Annotated in this window: 13 protein-coding genes; 5 read left to right on the top strand and 8 right to left on the bottom strand. The window is 62.8% G+C overall.

Features of this window, described 5'->3' with window-relative positions:
• Positions 1 to 12 precede the first annotated feature (12 nt).
• From acnD to prpB, 3 genes are all read right to left on the bottom strand, one after another.
• On the bottom strand, positions 13 to 2,610 hold the full coding sequence (acnD, locus tag P3T17_RS26850) for a Fe/S-dependent 2-methylisocitrate dehydratase AcnD (protein WP_429409490.1): 2,598 nt from the start codon (positions 2,608 to 2,610) through the stop codon (positions 13 to 15).
• A gap of 144 nt (positions 2,611 to 2,754) precedes the next feature.
• Entirely contained in the window at positions 2,755 to 3,921 is a 1,167-nt protein-coding gene (gene prpC / locus P3T17_RS26855; RefSeq protein WP_429409492.1) for a bifunctional 2-methylcitrate synthase/citrate synthase, read from the bottom strand.
• A gap of 29 nt (positions 3,922 to 3,950) precedes the next feature.
• The gene (prpB, locus tag P3T17_RS26860) at positions 3,951 to 4,844 is read right to left on the bottom strand and encodes a methylisocitrate lyase (RefSeq protein WP_429409493.1); all 894 of its coding nucleotides are present in this window, start codon (positions 4,842 to 4,844) and stop codon (positions 3,951 to 3,953) included.
• 205 nt (positions 4,845 to 5,049) lie between these two features.
• On the opposite strand from prpB, the gene prpR reads away from it, so the two are divergent.
• A complete protein-coding gene (prpR, locus tag P3T17_RS26865; RefSeq protein ID WP_429409495.1) occupies positions 5,050 to 6,990 on the top strand; it encodes a propionate catabolism operon regulatory protein PrpR in 1,941 nt (646 codons plus the stop codon).
• 160 nt (positions 6,991 to 7,150) lie between these two features.
• Positions 7,151 to 7,552, top strand: coding sequence for a DUF3597 domain-containing protein (locus P3T17_RS26870; RefSeq protein ID WP_074268349.1), 402 nt, complete (start codon positions 7,151 to 7,153; stop codon positions 7,550 to 7,552).
• Positions 7,553 to 7,617: 65 nt separating this feature from the next.
• Here the strand turns inward: P3T17_RS26870 and P3T17_RS26875 are convergent, their stop codons facing one another.
• Positions 7,618 to 8,019 (bottom strand): hypothetical protein, encoded by a 402-nt coding sequence (locus P3T17_RS26875; RefSeq protein WP_074268350.1) that lies wholly within the window; start codon positions 8,017 to 8,019, stop codon positions 7,618 to 7,620.
• A 152-nt stretch (positions 8,020 to 8,171) separates the two neighbouring features.
• On the opposite strand from P3T17_RS26875, the gene P3T17_RS26880 reads away from it, so the two are divergent.
• Genes P3T17_RS26880 through P3T17_RS26890 form a run of 3 tightly spaced genes read left to right on the top strand, consistent with a single transcriptional unit; the run spans position 8,172 to position 12,226 of the window.
• The gene (locus P3T17_RS26880; protein WP_074268351.1) at positions 8,172 to 8,627 is read left to right on the top strand and encodes a (2Fe-2S)-binding protein; all 456 of its coding nucleotides are present in this window, start codon (positions 8,172 to 8,174) and stop codon (positions 8,625 to 8,627) included.
• 1 nt (position 8,628) lies between these two features.
• Positions 8,629 to 10,920, top strand: a complete 2,292-nt coding sequence (locus tag P3T17_RS26885; RefSeq protein WP_429409496.1) for a molybdopterin cofactor-binding domain-containing protein — start codon at positions 8,629 to 8,631, stop codon at positions 10,918 to 10,920.
• Between the two features lie 25 nt (positions 10,921 to 10,945).
• A complete protein-coding gene (locus P3T17_RS26890) occupies positions 10,946 to 12,226 on the top strand; it encodes a cytochrome c (protein WP_429409669.1) in 1,281 nt (426 codons plus the stop codon).
• A gap of 65 nt (positions 12,227 to 12,291) precedes the next feature.
• Here the strand turns inward: P3T17_RS26890 and P3T17_RS26895 are convergent, their stop codons facing one another.
• The 4 genes from P3T17_RS26895 to P3T17_RS26910 all read right to left on the bottom strand — a co-directional run bounded on the left by P3T17_RS26895 (position 12,292) and on the right by P3T17_RS26910 (position 15,796).
• A complete protein-coding gene (locus P3T17_RS26895; protein ID WP_429409497.1) occupies positions 12,292 to 12,948 on the bottom strand; it encodes an amino acid ABC transporter permease in 657 nt (218 codons plus the stop codon).
• 2 nt (positions 12,949 to 12,950) lie between these two features.
• Complete coding sequence (locus P3T17_RS26900; protein ID WP_429409498.1) at positions 12,951 to 13,694, bottom strand: amino acid ABC transporter permease; 744 nt, start codon at positions 13,692 to 13,694, stop codon at positions 12,951 to 12,953.
• Between the two features lie 61 nt (positions 13,695 to 13,755).
• The gene (locus P3T17_RS26905) at positions 13,756 to 14,664 is read right to left on the bottom strand and encodes a transporter substrate-binding domain-containing protein (protein ID WP_254369019.1); all 909 of its coding nucleotides are present in this window, start codon (positions 14,662 to 14,664) and stop codon (positions 13,756 to 13,758) included.
• A 52-nt stretch (positions 14,665 to 14,716) separates the two neighbouring features.
• Positions 14,717 to 15,796, bottom strand: coding sequence for an ABC transporter ATP-binding protein (locus tag P3T17_RS26910; RefSeq protein WP_429409499.1), 1,080 nt, complete (start codon positions 15,794 to 15,796; stop codon positions 14,717 to 14,719).
• Between the last annotated feature and the right edge of the window lie 46 nt (positions 15,797 to 15,842).

Consider the following 15,842-nt stretch of genomic DNA (forward strand, 5'->3'; position numbering starts at 1 on the left):
TTGTCTCCTCCCTCAGGCCGCTGCTTGCGATGATTCCAGGAAGTCCTGCGCAAAGCGCTGCAGGACACCACCGGCTTCGTAGATCGACACTTCTTCCGCAGTGTCCAGGCGGCAGGTCACCGGCACTTCTACACGCTCGCCGTTCTTGCGATGAATCACCAGCGTGAGATCGGCGCGCGGTTTGCGCTCGCCGGTTACGTCGAAGGTTTCCGTGCCGTCGATACCCAGCGTCAGCCGGTTCACGCCCGGCTTGAACTCCAGCGGCAGCACACCCATGCCCACCAGGTTGGTCCGGTGGATGCGCTCGAACCCTTCCGCGACAATCGCTTCCGCTCCCGCGAGACGCACGCCCTTGGCAGCCCAGTCGCGTGACGAACCTTGACCGTAGTCGGCGCCGGCAATCACGATCAGCGGTTGCTTGCGTTCCATGTACGTTTCAATGGCTTCCCACATGCGCGTGACTTTGCCTTCAGGCTCGATGCGGGCCAAAGACCCGGCCTTCACCTTGCCGTCTTCGAGCACCATCTCGTTCTTCAACGTGGGGTTGGCAAAAGTAGCGCGCTGCGCGGTCAGGTGATCGCCGCGGTGGGTCGCATACGAATTGAAATCCTCCTCCGGCAAGCCCATTTTCGCCAGATACTCGCCCGAGGCACTGTCGGGCAGAATCGCGTTGGATGGCGACAGGTGATCGGTGGTGATGTTGTCGCCGAGCACCGCGAGCGGACGCATGGCCTTGAGCGTGCGCTCGCCGGCCAGCGCGCCTTCCCAGTAGGGCGGGCGGCGGATATACGTGCTCGCCGGGCGCCAGTCGTACAGCGGGTTGGCGCGTTCACCGTTGTCGGCCGTGACTGCAAACATCGGTTCGTACACCTTGCGGAATTGCTCCGGCTTCACGCTCGATGCGACGATCGCGTCGATCTCCGCGTCGGACGGCCAGATGTCCTTGAGCATGACCGGATTGCCCGCGGCGTCGGTCCCCAGCACGTCTTTCTCGATGTCGAAGCGGATCGTGCCGGCAATCGCATAGGCCACCACCAGCGGTGGCGAGGCGAGGAACGCCTGCTTGGCATACGGGTGAATGCGGCCGTCGAAATTACGGTTGCCGGACAGTACGGCGGTCGCGTACAGATCGCGCTCGACGACTTCCTTCTGGATCGCCGGATCCAGCGCGCCGGACATACCGTTGCACGACGTGCACGCATAGGCGACGACCCCAAAGCCAAGCTGTTCCAGTTCCGGCAGCAGCCTGGCTTCTTCCAGATACAAGGTGACGGCCTTCGATCCCGGCGCGAGCGAGCTTTTCACCCACGGCTTGCGGGTCAGGCCGCGCTGGTTCGCATTGCGCGCGAGCAAGCCAGCGGCAATCATGTTGCGCGGGTTATTGGTGTTGGTGCAGCTCGTGACAGCGGCGATGATCACGGCGCCATCGGGCATCCGCCCCGGCTCGTTCTCGACCTTGCCGCTGATGCCGCGCGCCGCGAGGTCCGACACCGGCAGTCGACGGTGCGGGTTCGACGGCCCCGCCAGCGTGCGCACCACGGTCGAGAGGTCGAATGTCAGCACGCGCTCGTATCGCGCGTTCTTCAGGCTGTCGGCCCACAGGCCGGTTTCCTTCGCGTAGGTCTCCACCAGCTTGACGAGTTCGTCGTCGCGGCCGGTCAGCTTCAGGTATTTGATGGTCTGCTCGTCGATATAGAACATCGCAGCCGTCGCACCGAACTCGGGCGCCATGTTGGCGATGGTGGCGCGGTCGCCCAACGTGAGTTTGGCTGTGCCTTCGCCGTAGAACTCCAGATACGCACCCACCACCTTTTCCTTGCGCAGGAATTCGGTCAGCGACAACACGACGTCCGTCGCCGTAATGCCTTCGCCTGGCTTGCCGGTCAGTTCCACGCCGACGATATCCGGCAGGCGCATATACGACGCGCGTCCCAGCATCACGCTTTCCGCTTCGAGGCCGCCTACGCCGATGGCGATCACGCCGAGTGCATCCACCATCGGCGTATGCGAATCGGTGCCCACCAGCGTATCCGGAAACGCCACGCCATCTTTCACCTGCACCACCGGACTCATGCGCTCAAGGTTGATCTGATGCAGGATGCCGTTGCCCGGCGGAATCACGTCGACGTTCTTGAACGCTTTCTTGGTCCAGTTGATGAAATCGAAGCGGTCTTCGTTGCGCCGGTCTTCAATGGCGCGGTTCTTGTCGAACGCATCCGGATCGAAGCCGCCACACTCGACGGCGAGCGAGTGATCCACCACCAGTTGCGTCGGCACCACCGGATTGACCAGCGCCGGGTCGCCGCCCTGGGCCGCGATCGCGTCGCGCAGGCCGGCGAGATCGACCAGCGCGGTTTGACCGAGGATGTCATGGCAGACTACGCGCGCCGGGAACCACGGGAAATCGAGGTCGCGCTTGCGTTCGATGATCTGCTCGAGTGACGCATTGAGGGATACCGGATCGCATCGGCGCACGAGATTTTCGGCCAGCACGCGCGAGGTGTACGGCAACGTGTCGTAGGCACCCGGCTGGATCGCCTCGACCGCGGCTCGCGTGTCGAAGAAGTCCAGCTTGGTGCCAGGCAGGGGCTTACGGTTTGCAGTGTTCATACCGTGGGGGAGTAAGAATGTAGTGTTCGGCAATCGTGTTGCATGTCGGCAGGGCGATAATTGCCGGACGTCGCTGGACATCACAGGACGTCAGCGGCAATTATCCCCCTTTCCCGATCAACGTTTGATGATCGGCGCTTTCGATCAACGTTTCGCGATCGGCACGAACTTCAGGTTGTCCGGACCAGTGTAGTTCGCGCTCGGCCGGATGATCTTGTTGTCGATGCGTTGCTCGATGATGTGCGCACTCCAACCTGCCGTACGGGCGATCACGAACACCGGCGTGAACATCGCCGTCGGCACGCCCATCATGTGATACGACACCGCGCTGAACCAGTCCAGGTTCGGGAACATCTTCTTGGTGTCCCACATCACGGTTTCGAGGCGCTCGGCGATGTCGAACAGCTTCGTGCTGCCGGCTTCCTTCGAGAGCTTCTTCGCGACTTCCTTGATGACCTTGTTGCGCGGATCGGAGATCGTGTAGACCGGGTGGCCGAAGCCGATCACGACTTCCTTGGCTTCGACGCGGCGGCGGATATCCGCTTCAGCCTCGTCGGGACTCTGGTAGCGCGACTGGATTTCAAACGCGACTTCGTTGGCGCCACCGTGCTTCGGGCCGCGCAGCGCACCGATCGCGCCGGTCAGTGCCGAGTACATGTCGGAGCCGGTGCCGGCGATCACGCGGCCGGTGAAGGTCGATGCATTGAATTCGTGCTCCGCGTACAGGTTCAGCGAGATGTGCATCGCCTCGACCCACGATTTCGACGGCTCGACGCCGTGTAGCAGATGCAGGAAGTGGCCGCCGATCGAATCGTCGTCCGTCTCCACCTCGATGCGCTTGCCGTTATGCGAGTAGTGGTACCAGTAGAGCAGCATCGAGCCGAGCGAGGCCATCAGCTTGTCAGCGATATCGCGTGCGCCGGGGAGATTGTGGTCGTCCTTCTCGGGCAGCACGGTGCCGAGCACCGAGACGCCGGTGCGCATCACGTCCATCGGATGGGCGGCTGCCGGAATCCATTCCAGCGCGGCCTTAACGTTGGCGGGCAGGCCGCGCAGCGCCTTCAGCTTGGCCTTGTAGGCCGTCAGTTCAGCCTGCGTGGGCAGCTTTTCGTGCACCAGCAGGTAGGCGATTTCCTCGAATTCGCAGGTGCTGGCGATGTCGAGAATGTCATAGCCGCGGTAATGCAGGTCATTGCCGGTCTTGCCGACCGTACACAGGGCAGTGTTACCCGCCGTCACGCCCGAAAGGGCTACGGACTTCTTCGGTTTGAATGCGCCTGTTGCCGGTGTGCTGTTATCTGCTTCGCTCATGGTGTCGTCCTCTTACTCCTGGATTCGGTTTACTTGTGTGCGGCGAACAGCGCGTCGAGTTTCTCCTCGTACGCGTGATAGCCGAGATACTTGTACAGGTCGGCACGCGTCTGCATCGTTCCGACAGCGGCCTTTTGCGTGCCGTCGCGCTTCACCGTCTCGTAGAAATTGAGCGCGGCGGCGTTCATCGCGCGATACGCGCCACAGCAGTACAGCGCGATATCGACGTTCGCTTCGCGCAGTTCGTCGGTGGTAAAGAACGGCGTCGAGCCGAATTCGGTCAGGTTCGCGAGAATCGGCACCTTGACTGCGGCCTTGAAGCGGCGATAGTCGTCGAGCGTCTGCATCGCCTCCGGGAAAATCATGTCGGCGCCGGCTTCGACGTAGGCAACGGCGCGCTCGATCGCTGCATCGATGCCTTCTGCCGCGGCCGCATCAGTGCGCGCCATGATGACGAACTGGTCGTCGGTGCGGGCGTCGACAGCGGCCTTCACGCGGTCGACCATTTCCTCTTTCGCGACGACTTCCTTGCCCGGACGGTGCCCGCAGCGTTTCTGTCCGACCTGATCTTCGAGGTGCACCGCGGCCACGCCGGCCTTGATGAACGAACGCACCGTGCGCGCAATGTTGAAGGCGCCGCCCCAACCGGTGTCGATATCGACGAGCAGCGGCAGGCCGGTGGCATCGGTGATGCGGCGCGCGTCGATCAACACATCGTCCATGGTGCTGATGCCGAGATCGGGAATGCCGAGCGAGTTGGCCGCGACGCCGCCGCCCGACAGATACACCGCCTTGAAGCCGACCGCCTCGGCCATTTTCGCCGCGTAGGCGGTGATGGCGCCGACGACCTGCAGCGGTTGACCTTCTGCGACCGCTGCACGGAATTTCGCGCCGGCACTGACAGGTTGTTTTGCTGAACTCACGCGTATCTCCAGGTAATAGTCAGAGCGTTTTTGCAAGGAGCGGGCCAGCGTTGGTGCGTGAGGCTAAGTTGTTGATTACCTGTGGCTTTGGGGGATTGGCGGGGCGTCGTTCGATTGCATAAGTGCAATCCTGAATTTCACAAGTGAAATCGGAAGGTCATAATAGTGCTTCTTTAGTTTCGACCGCCACGGCAGGCAACCCGCCATGAACCGACCTTCTGAACCCGGCTCCCGGGCCCGCGTGTGGGCCATCGGCATCAGCAAGCTGCGCGGCCTGTTCCGCGATATCGCCGATGAATACGACACCCGTGCCGATCTGCGGCTGGTAACCCGCGGCTATGAGGAAGCGGTCAACGAGATTGCTTCCGCGGGCAAGGATCGCCCGGACGTCGTGGTCGCGGCAGGGTCGAACGGCACGTATCTGAAGGCGCGGATAGATGTGCCCGTCGTGTTGATCACGCCGACCGGTTTCGACGTGATGCATGCACTGGCACGCGCGCGCCGCGATTCGTCATCGGTGGCGCTCGTGACCCACGGCGAGACGCCCGCCGAGGTGCGCCGTTTCGTGGCGGCCTATGGTATCGACGTGGTGTTTGCGTCGTACCAGTCGGCGCAGGATGCGGAAGCCTGCGTGCTCGATCTGCGCGATCGCGGCGTAGGGACAATCGTGGGACCGGGACTCGTGACGGATCTCGCCGCGCGGGCAGGTATGGAGTCCATATTTCTTTACTCTCGCGCCGCCGTGCGTTCGGCCTTCGACACCGCGCTCGAAGTCGCCCAGGCCACCTTGGGCGAAGCGGTGCGGCGGCATCGTCTGGACAACGTGTTGCAACACTTGCGCGACGGTGTCGTCGCCCTCGATGCGCACGGCCGTGTCGAAGCGATCAACCAGCGTCTGGCTTTGGTGCTTGGCATCGAGCCGGCTGCGGCTGTGGGCCGAGCGTTGCTCGAACTCGCACCGGACCTGGTCGACGCTGTCCCGGATGACGAGGGCGAGTCGCTAGAAACGGTACGCGGTATCAGTTACGTCGTGCATCGTGGACCGCTGGTCGACAACGGCGTGACGACCGGCAGCGTGCTGACGTTTCAGGAGTCGCGCTCGGTGGAACGGCTCGATCGCACGCTGCGCTCGCGGCAGCGCGCGCAACAGTTTGTGGCGCGCTACCAGCTCGACGATCTGATCGGCGCGTGTCCCACGATCGAACGGGTCCGGCAACTCGTGCAGCGCTATGCGAAGTCGGATGCGACCGTCCTGATTCGCGGCGAGAGCGGTACGGGCAAGGAGATGGTGGCGCAGAGCCTGCATCATCTCAGCGCGCGGCGTGATTTTCCGTTTGTCGCGCTCAATTGCGGGGCGTTTCCGGAGGCCTTGCTCGAGAGCGAACTGTTCGGGTACGAAGAGGGGGCTTTTACGGGCGCACGGCGCGGCGGCAAGGCCGGTCTGATCGAAGCGGCACACCGTGGCACGCTATTCCTCGATGAAATCGGCGAAATGCCGTTGCCGCTGCAAAGCCGTTTGCTGCGCGTGTTGCAGGAGCGCGAAGTGGTGCGGCTCGGCTCGACCGAACCAACACGCATCGACGTGCGAATCGTCGCAGCGACCCATCGCGCATTGACCGCGGCAGTGGCGGCGGGCGAATTTCGCACGGATCTCTACTACCGGCTAAACATTCTCAATATCGCGTTACCGCCGTTGCGCGAACGTCTTCCGGACATCATGCCGCTTGCGGCCGAGTTGCTCTGTCAGGCGGCGCGGCGCGAACCGCGTCTGAGCACCCGTGTTCGCACGACGCGAGATGCATCGAGCGTGCTTGCACCGATCGCCGAGTCACTAAGTCGTCACGCATGGCCGGGTAATGTGAGGGAACTGCAGAATGTGATCGAGCGGATCACCGTCGAACTAGCGGACTCGGATGACACGGAATTGACAGATGAGGTTTTGCAATCGATCGCGCCGGAGTTGTTCGAGCGGCAAGATGAGGGCACGAATGAGACCGCGCTGACTCTGCGTCAACGCAGCCGTCGTGTGGAAGCGGATGAGGTTCGTGCCGCGCTCGACGCGTTCAACGGCGACCGCGATCAGGTGTGCGATGCGCTAGGCATCAGCAAGACCACGCTGTGGCGCAAACTGAATGCGGCGGGATGAGACGGTGATGTACAGCGGGCGTTAAGCGTCGTCTCGCGGCATATGACCTTCACCACAAACTATTACAAGTTCCGCGGAGCGAACGCCTAACATGTGTAGTGATCCATGTTGGGCATGGACAGGGTTCCCACCCGTCACTATTTGTTCAGGAGAATTAAAGATGAGTATTTTTGGCGATATTGTGAACAAACTGTTCGGCAAGGCCAAGCCGGATCAGCCCGCGCCCGCAGTGGAAGCGACACCGGATCCGGCTGCGGCGCAAGCAGCTGCGCCTGCGGCGGCAGCCGCACCTCCGCCGTTGGCGGATGTGGATGTCGCAGCGGTGATGGATCAGTTCGTGAGCGAAAGCGGCCAAACGCTGAACTGGCGCACCTCGATCGTCGATACACTCAAGGCGCTCGGCGTCGACAGCAGCCTCGAGCATCGCAAGCAGCTCGCACAGGAACTCAAGTACAGCGGCGACACGAACGACTCGGCCACCATGAACGTCTGGCTGCACACGCAGGTCATGCACGCGCTGGCGGCAAACGGCGGCAAGCTGCCGTCGGACCTCGCGGGCTGATCTGAACTAAAGGTACGCGAAGCACGAAGACGTCGGCGGCGCCCGCCGCCGACTATGCATTACCTCTACTGTTGTCCCTCCACCGCCCGCAATACCTGCGTGACTTTTCCATGCTCATGCAGAATCGCCGGGCTCGTCTGCAACAACGGCAGATAGCGCGGCAAAAACGTATTGTCGGGCCGATCCGCTGAGAACAGACCCGTCACGGCTTCGACCGCGGCCAGGCGATCGGTAGCGGTGGCCTCCTTGTCGTCGAGCGTCTCGTCGACATTGGCAATCACCGTCGAAAGCGGCGAGAGCCAGCGAAACCCCGAGCCGTTGATCAGCACTTGCAGAAACGCCGCCGGCGTCACCGGACCGAACTCCTTTTCGTAGGCCGCGCGCTCGTGATCGAGGATCGCCTTGTGCAGCGATAGCAACGGCCGGCGCACCTCGGCCAGGAATTGAATGGCTTGCTGTTCAGTCATGGCACAACTCCCGGGAGTAAAGGGGCATGCTAGCAAACTTCCCTGCGCGACACGCTCCATACATATTTTTTAAAGGGCGACTACAATTCCGTCGTTCCACATCATGCTGCCGGTTTCACGAGCCCAAACAATAATTCGCAATCGGAGTCCCCATGACAACGCTCAATATCAACGGTCAGACGCATACCGTCGACGCACCGCCCGACATGCCCTTGCTGTGGGTCTTGCGAGACCTGGTAGGCCTGACGGGCACGAAGTTTGGTTGCGGGATTGCCCAGTGCGGCGCCTGCACCGTGCACCTGGACGGCGCTGCGGTGCGCTCGTGCGTATTGCCGGTGGCGGCCGTCGGCGACAAGAAGATCACCACTATCGAAGCGGTTGGCGAGACGCCCGCGGGGAAGAAGGTGCAGCAGGCCTGGCGCCAGATCGACGTGGTGCAGTGCGGTTACTGTCAGTCGGGGCAGGTGATGTCGGCCGCCTCGCTGCTTGCGCAGAACCCCAATCCGACCGATGCGGATATCGATGCGGCCATGGCCGGCAACATTTGCCGCTGTGGCACCTACAACCGCATTCGCGCGGCGATCAAGCAAGCGGCAAAGGAGGCCTGACATGTCGCAAGGTCTGCTTGATTCGCAAAACGCCGGCAAGGATGGAAGAACCACGCAGGGCGGCAAGGGCGCCACGCAAGGCGACGACGGCCCGCATCTCTCACGACGTACTTTTCTGAAATTCAGCGTCACGGTAGGCGTTGCCGCGGGCGGTGGCCTGCTGCTCGGCTTCAGTTTGCCGACCCCGAGCCAGGCGCAAGGCCAGGATCCAACGGGCAAATCGGTGATCGGCGGCGATGCGAGCGAGCCTGCACCGGCTGGAGTGTTCGCGCCGAACGCCTTTATCCAGATCGACAACACCGGCAAGGTGACGCTGGTGATTCCGAAGGTCGAAATGGGCCAGGGCGTCTATACGTCGATTCCGATGCTGATCGCGGAAGAGCTCGAAGTCCCGCTCGACAGCGTCACGATCGACCACGCGCCGCCCAACGAGAAGCTCTTCATGGATCCGCTGCTCGGCGGTCAGTTGACCGGCGGTTCGACTTCTATCCGTTACGCATGGGATCCGATGCGCAAGGCAGGCGCCACCGCTCGCGTGCTGCTGATCAGTGCGGCGGCGCAGCAGTGGCAGGTCGATCCGGCTACCTGTCATGCACAGGCGGGCCAGGTGATTCATGCGGCCAGCAACCGCAGCCTTGGCTACGGCCAACTGGTCGATGCCGCCGCAAAGCTGCCCGCGCCGCAGAACGTGCCGCTCAAGGACCCGAAAGACTTCAAGATCATCGGCACGGCGGTCAAGCGTCTGGACTCGCCGGAGAAGGTGGACGGCACCGCGATGTTTGGCCTCGACGTGCGCGTGCCGGACATGGTTTATGCGGCCATCGCAACGTGTCCGGTATTCGGCGGCACGCTGGGCAGCGTCGATGACACCAATGCCAAAAAGATTCCCGGCGTGCGCCAGGTCGTCAAGGCCGACAACGCGGTAGCCGTTATCGGCGATCACACGTGGGCCGCCAAGCGCGGCCTTGCAGCGCTGCAGATCACCTGGAACGAAGGCGCGGGCGCGAATCTTTCGATGAAGCAGATCGTCGACGATCTCAGCGCCGCGGCAGATCACGGCAACGGCGCCGTGGCGCGCAAGGATGGTGACGTACAGAAGGGCTTCTCGGACGCCAAGACCCGCGTCGATGCGGTCTATCAGCAACCGTTCCTTGCGCACGCCACGATGGAACCGGTCAACTGCACTGTGTACGTGCGGCCGGACGGCTGCGATATCTGGCTGGGTACGCAGGTGCCGACGCGCATCGTCGATACAGCGGTGAAAATCACCGGCCTGCCGGCAGAGAAGATCACCGTGCATAACCATCTGCTCGGCGGTGGTTTCGGACGCAGGCTGGAATTCGATATGGCCACCCAGGCGCTGAAGATCGGCAAGCAGCTGGGCACACCGGTCAAGGTCGTATGGACGCGCGAAGAAGACATCCAGCACGACATGTACCGTCCGTACTACTACGACAAGATCTCGGCGGGGCTCGACGCGAACGGCAAGCCGATCGCGTGGCAGCATCGGATTGTCGGCTCGTCGATCCTGGCGCGCTTTGCGCCGCCGGCGTTCCAGCATGGGATCGATCCCGACGCGGTGGAAGTGGCCACCGATCTGCCGTACGACCTGCCGAACCAGTTGATCGACTACGTGCGTCAGGAACCGCGCACGGTGCCGACTGCATTCTGGCGCGGCGTCGGTCCGACGCGCGGCACCTTTGTCGTGGAGAGTTTCATTGACGAGCTGGCCGCGCAGGCCAAAGTGGATCCGGTTAAATACCGGCGCGATCTGCTCGGCAAAACGCCGCGTGCGTTGAACGTGCTCGACACGGCAACCCAGGCGGCTAGCTGGGGCAGCACGAGCTTGCCGAAGGGGCAAGGGCGCGGCGTCTCGGTGATGCACGCGTTCGGCAGCTTCTTCTCGATGGTCGTGGATGTGACAGTGGACCAGGGCGAGGTGACCGTGAATCGCGTCGTCTGCGCGGTGGATTGCGGGATGGTGGTCAATCCGAACACCATCGAAGCGCAGGTGCAGGGCGGCATCATCTTCGGCATCACGGCGGCGCTGTACAGCGAGATCACGATCAAGGACGGACGCGTCGAGCAGAACAACTTCACCGACTACCGGATGCTGCGGATCGACCAGACGCCGAGCATCGAGGTGCATATCGTGAAGAGCACCGAAGCGCCTGGCGGGATCGGCGAGCCGGGCACGGCGGCGCTGGCCCCGGCGCTGGCAAACGCGATCTATGCCGCTACCGGCAAACGGCTGCGGCAGTTGCCGGTTGGCAGCCAGCTGCAAAACGTCTAACCGGAGACCGACCATGATCAAAACAATGAAGGTTTCCGGCGCGGCGCTGGGTTTCGCACTTTGTCTGGCGTCGCCGTTTGCCCTGCAGTCAACCGCACGTGCCGCTGATGATGCGCTGGTGCAGCGCGGCGCTTATCTTGCCAAGCTCGGCGATTGTGTCGCGTGTCATTCGGCGCCCAAAGGCAAGCCGTTCGCTGGCGGACTGCCGATGACGACGCCGATGGGCAAGATCTACACCACCAACATCACGCCCGATCCCGACACCGGGATTGGCCGTTACACGGAGGAAGACTTTGCCCGCGCGTTGCGCGAGGGCGTGGCGAAGGATGGCCACAATCTCTATCCGGCGATGCCGTATCCGTCGTACGCGAAGATCAACGACGATGACGCGAAGGCGCTGTATGCGTTCTTCATGAAAGGCGTGGCACCGGTTCAGCAGGCCAATCGCGAGTCCGACATTCCATGGCCGCTCAACATGCGCTGGCCGTTGAAGTTCTGGAACATGGTGTTTCTGGACAAGACCGTCTATCAGGACAAGCCGGGCAAGGACGTCGCGTGGAACCGTGGCGCCTATATCATCCAGGGCCTCGGTCACTGCGGCTCGTGCCACACGCCGCGCGGTATCGCGTTCCAGGAGAAGGCGCTCGATGAAACCGGCAGCGCGTATCTGACCGGCGGCACACTCGACGGCTGGTTCGCCGCCAACCTCACTCAGGAGCACAACGTTGGACTCGGGCGCTGGTCGGAGGAAGACATCGCGGCGTTTCTGAAGACTGGGGCGAATGCGCACGCATCGGCGTTTGGCTCGATGACCAGCGTGATCAACAACAGCACGCAGGCCACCAACGACACGGATATCGCCGCGATGACGACCTATCTGAAGTCGCTGCCGGCGGCAGGCGGCACGGGCGCGCCGCAGTATTCCTATGATCCGCAGGCGACCAGGGTGTCGCTCTCGCGTCCGGCAAACGATGCCGGCGCGCGTGTCTACACCGAATACTGCATGCATTGTCACGGCGTGGATGGCCGCGGCTTCGCACCGATGCTGGCGCCGCTGGCGGGCAATCCGAATGTGCTGGAGCACGACGCGTCGTCGCTGATCAACGTCACGTTGAACGGCACCGGCGATCTGGTGATTCAGGGCATCCCTGCGCCGTATCCGATGCCGAAATACGCGCCCGTGCTGAACGACAAGCAGATCGCCGACGTATTGACGTTCGTTCGGGCTGGCTGGAATAACGGTGCGCCGGCCGTGAGCGCGGAAGAGGTGGCGAAGCTGAGGAAGTCGACACAGGCGGCGCAGTAGAGTCGCAATAGTCTAGCGAGCGGCAACCGGAGTCTTGTCCGGTTGCCGCTTGCTGTTTCAGCTGCTTACCGGTGCTGGCCGATCTTCTGCCGCTTCTCCAGCGCGCGTGCATACCAGGTGAGCGGGAAACACATCGCGAAGTAGATCAACGCCACCATGCCGTAGATCGGAAACGGCCGGAACGCTGCGTTGGTAATCATCGTGCCGGTCTTCGTCAACTCGGTAAAGCCGATGATCGAGGTCAGCGCAGTGCTTTTCACCACCTGCACCAGAAAGCCGACCGTCGGCGCCACCGCGATCTTTTTGGCCTGCGGCCATACGATGTAGCGCAACTGCTGGCCGAACGTCATGCCGAGACTCGCGCCCGCAGCCCACTGGCCACGCGGCACCGCTTCGACACAGCCGCGCCAGATGTCGACCAGATAGGCGCTGGTATAAAGCGTCAGCGTAACGATGGCAGCTGTCCACGGAGACACATCCACACCTAGCAGCGGCAACCCGAAGAAGGCAAGGAACAGCTGCATCAGCAACGGCGTACCCTGGAACAACTCGACGTACACAGACACCGCCCGCCGCAACCATGGCAGCGGCGACACGCGCAGCGCGAGCAGCGCGAATCCCACCAGACCTCCGCAGACAAACGCAATCAGCGACAACAGCACCGTCCAGCGCGCGGCGAGCAGCAGATTGCGGGCGATATCCCATAACGTAAATTCGACCATGATCAGCGCTCCGTCGGGACAGCGCGCGGACCACGCCACGCAAGCAGCAGACGCCAGCCGCGCGGCTCGTCGGGCCGATGCGGCATGCGGCCGGCAAAGAGGCCGCGGCCGAGCCAGTTGAGCACCTGCCGCAATACGATGGAGAGCACCAGATACGTCACGGTGATGATCACGTAGCTTTCGAACGAACGGAAATTGCGCGACTGGATGAAGTTGGCCGCGTAGGTCAGATCCGGCACCGAGATCTGCGACACGACCGCGGAGCCGAGCATGACGATCAGCACCTGGCTCAACAGCGATGGGAACACGTTGGCCAGCGCCTGCGGCAACACGACGAAGCGGAACACCTGGCGTCCGTGCAGGCCGAGCGCCTGGGCCGCCTGCACCTGGCCGCGCGACACCGATTCGATACCGGAGCGCACGATCTCGATGGCATAGGCGCCGAGATTGACCGTCATGGCGAGAATGGCGGCCTGGATCTCGTCGATATGGATGCCGAGACTTGGCAGGCCGAAGAATACGAAGAACAACTGCACGATGAACGGCGTGTTGCGGATCAGTTCGACATACACCGCGACCAGCCTGCGCGCCCAGCGCGGTCCGGCGACGCTCACGCTCGCGCCGCCGATTCCCACGAGCCCACCCAGCACCGTGGACAAGGCAGTGAGCCCCAAAGTGACGGCAGCGCCGCGGGCAAGCATGCCCACATAGACGCCGAAGCCGCTGAAATCGAACGCATAACTCATGACATGCCGCTCATCGTAAATCGGACTCCCCCGGTCAATGCCTTTGGTCCGGACAAAATGGTTATAGATCGGCCGGCAGCGGCGCCCGCAGCCACTTCTGCGAAATCTCGTTCATCGTGCCGTCCTTGCGGGCGCGGGCAATCGTGTCGTCGATTTTCTGCTTCAGGCGCGGCTCGTTCTTGTTCAGGCCGACGTGATCGGGCGAACTGAACAGGGCGAACTTCTGCTCGGGATCGTTGGGCGGATGGCGCGCCAGGATCGTCGCCCCGACGTCGTTGCCAACCACCATCAACTGTACCTGACCAGAAAGAAATGCTGAAATTGCACCGTTAGGATCGTCGAAACGTTTGATTGTCGCGCTGGGCGGCGCGATCTTCGTGACGCTCAGGTCTTCCAGCGTGCCGCGCGCCACCGAGATGGTCTTGCCGGCGAGATCGCCGGCGTTTTTGACCGGCAACGCTTTGGGGCCGAACACGGCGAGGTAGTAGGGAGCGTAAGGCTGCGAGAAGTCGATCACCTTCTCGCGTTCCGGCGTCTGGCCGACCGACAGTAGCATGTCGGCCTTGTGGTCGGCGAGGTAGGCCATGCGGTTGTCGCCCGTCACCTGGACCAGTTCGACCTTCGCGTTGAGCGCCTTGCCGATCAGGTTGGCGACATCGATGTCGTAACCCTCAGGCTTCATGTCTGGGCCGATCGAGCCGAACGGCGGGTAGTCTTCGAACACGCCGATCCGCACCACGCCGGATTTGGCGATCGAGTCGAGCGCGTCGGCGTGGGCCGCGGGTGCAACGAACGCGGACAGCGCCGCGAGGCCGGTAAATGCGAGCGTAGTGGCGGCCGTCGCCAGTCTACGGCGCAGATTCCCCGGATGCCCCAGATTCCGCAGATGCCGGGAAAGCTGTCCATACCGGACACGCGGAGCAGGCCGGCCACGCGAGACGCGTGGAGCAAGTGAGTCGAGAGTCGTCATGGTCGTTCCTCTGTCAAAGCGTGGGTATCTATCGGGTCAGTTCAAAATCGTTTCAATGCGCGGCGCGGGCCGCGATCAGCTTGCAGGCGTGAGGCGGCAGCTCCGCCAGCACCGGCATGCCGAGCATGAGACCGGGCGTTTCACGCGGGGTTGTCGCGGCGGTGAGAGTGAACCCGGCGCACTCAATCGTGGCTTCGAGCGAGGCGCCCACGTCACGAATAAAGCTGACCGTGCCACTCAGGCGGTTCTGGTTTTGGTCGGCGGCGCCTGAGCCAATCCTGACGCAGACATCCTCAGGGCGGATCAGCAGGCGAATCTCCGAAGCCGATGCCGGCGCGCGCGCCGGCGGCGTCACGACGATCTGCTGGCCGCCTGGCAGGCTTACGCCGCCAACGCCGTCGTAAGTCACCGGCAGGATGTTGCCGAGACCGATAAAGTCGGCCACGAACTCGCTGACCGGATCGCGATAGATGTCGAGCGGCTTGCCGACCTGCGCAATCCGGCCTTTCTCCATGACGACGATTTCGTCGGCCATGGTCATTGCTTCACGCTGGTCGTGCGTGACCATGATCGTCGTGATACCGAGGCGCTGTTGCAACAGGCGGATTTCCACCTGCATGGCTTCGCGCAGTTTGGCGTCGAGCGCTGAGAGCGGTTCGTCGAGCAACAGCAGTTTTGGCGACGAAGCGATCGCGCGGGCAATCGCCACGCGTTGCCGTTGCCCACCGGAGAGTTGCGTCACCGGACGGTTCGCCATATGCGGCAACTGGATCAGTTCGAGCAGTGCCGTGACGCGCTGGCTTTGCGTAACCTTGGCGGTCTTGCGCAGGCGCAGCGGATAGGCGATGTTCTGCGCCACCGTCATATGCGGAAACAGCGCGAGCGACTGAAACACCATGCCGAAGTCGCGCTGATTCGCCGGAACGTGCGTAATGTCGCGGCCGGCGAAGTTCACAATCCCTGAGCTGGGCGTCTCCAGTCCGGCGATCATGCGCAACAAGGTGGTCTTGCCGCAACCGGACGGCCCGAGGAAGCAGATCAGCTTGCCGTCCGGCACGCTCAGATCGACATGGTCGACGGCGTACGCTGAATTAAAGCGCTTGGTCACGGCCTGCAACGTCAGATGAGTCATGAGAGGCTCCTGCTGGGCCAGAATCGCAAAGGAATCAGAACAGCAC

The organism is Paraburkholderia sp. GAS82, from assembly GCF_050436285.1.
GTDB lineage: Bacteria > Pseudomonadota > Gammaproteobacteria > Burkholderiales > Burkholderiaceae > Paraburkholderia > Paraburkholderia phenazinium_B.

What these genes read in the sequence shown, in the direction of transcription:
- P3T17_RS26900 (WP_429409498.1), bottom strand. Translation starts at nt 13,694, where the DNA reads ATGAGTTATGCGTTCGATTTCAGCGGCTTCGGCGTCTATGTGGGCATG.
- prpC (WP_429409492.1), bottom strand. Translation starts at nt 3,921, where the DNA reads ATGAGCGAAGCAGATAACAGCACACCGGCAACAGGCGCATTCAAACCG.
- P3T17_RS26890 (WP_429409669.1), top strand. Translation starts at nt 10,946, where the DNA reads ATGAAGGTTTCCGGCGCGGCGCTGGGTTTCGCACTTTGTCTGGCGTCG.
- P3T17_RS26875 (WP_074268350.1), bottom strand. Translation starts at nt 8,019, where the DNA reads ATGACTGAACAGCAAGCCATTCAATTCCTGGCCGAGGTGCGCCGGCCG.
- acnD (WP_429409490.1), bottom strand. Translation starts at nt 2,610, where the DNA reads ATGAACACTGCAAACCGTAAGCCCCTGCCTGGCACCAAGCTGGACTTC.
- P3T17_RS26885 (WP_429409496.1), top strand. Translation starts at nt 8,629, where the DNA reads ATGTCGCAAGGTCTGCTTGATTCGCAAAACGCCGGCAAGGATGGAAGA.
- prpR (WP_429409495.1), top strand. Translation starts at nt 5,050, where the DNA reads ATGAACCGACCTTCTGAACCCGGCTCCCGGGCCCGCGTGTGGGCCATC.
- P3T17_RS26880 (WP_074268351.1), top strand. Translation starts at nt 8,172, where the DNA reads ATGACAACGCTCAATATCAACGGTCAGACGCATACCGTCGACGCACCG.
- P3T17_RS26870 (WP_074268349.1), top strand. Translation starts at nt 7,151, where the DNA reads ATGAGTATTTTTGGCGATATTGTGAACAAACTGTTCGGCAAGGCCAAG.
- P3T17_RS26910 (WP_429409499.1), bottom strand. Translation starts at nt 15,796, where the DNA reads ATGACTCATCTGACGTTGCAGGCCGTGACCAAGCGCTTTAATTCAGCG.
- P3T17_RS26905 (WP_254369019.1), bottom strand. Translation starts at nt 14,664, where the DNA reads ATGACGACTCTCGACTCACTTGCTCCACGCGTCTCGCGTGGCCGGCCT.
- P3T17_RS26895 (WP_429409497.1), bottom strand. Translation starts at nt 12,948, where the DNA reads ATGGTCGAATTTACGTTATGGGATATCGCCCGCAATCTGCTGCTCGCC.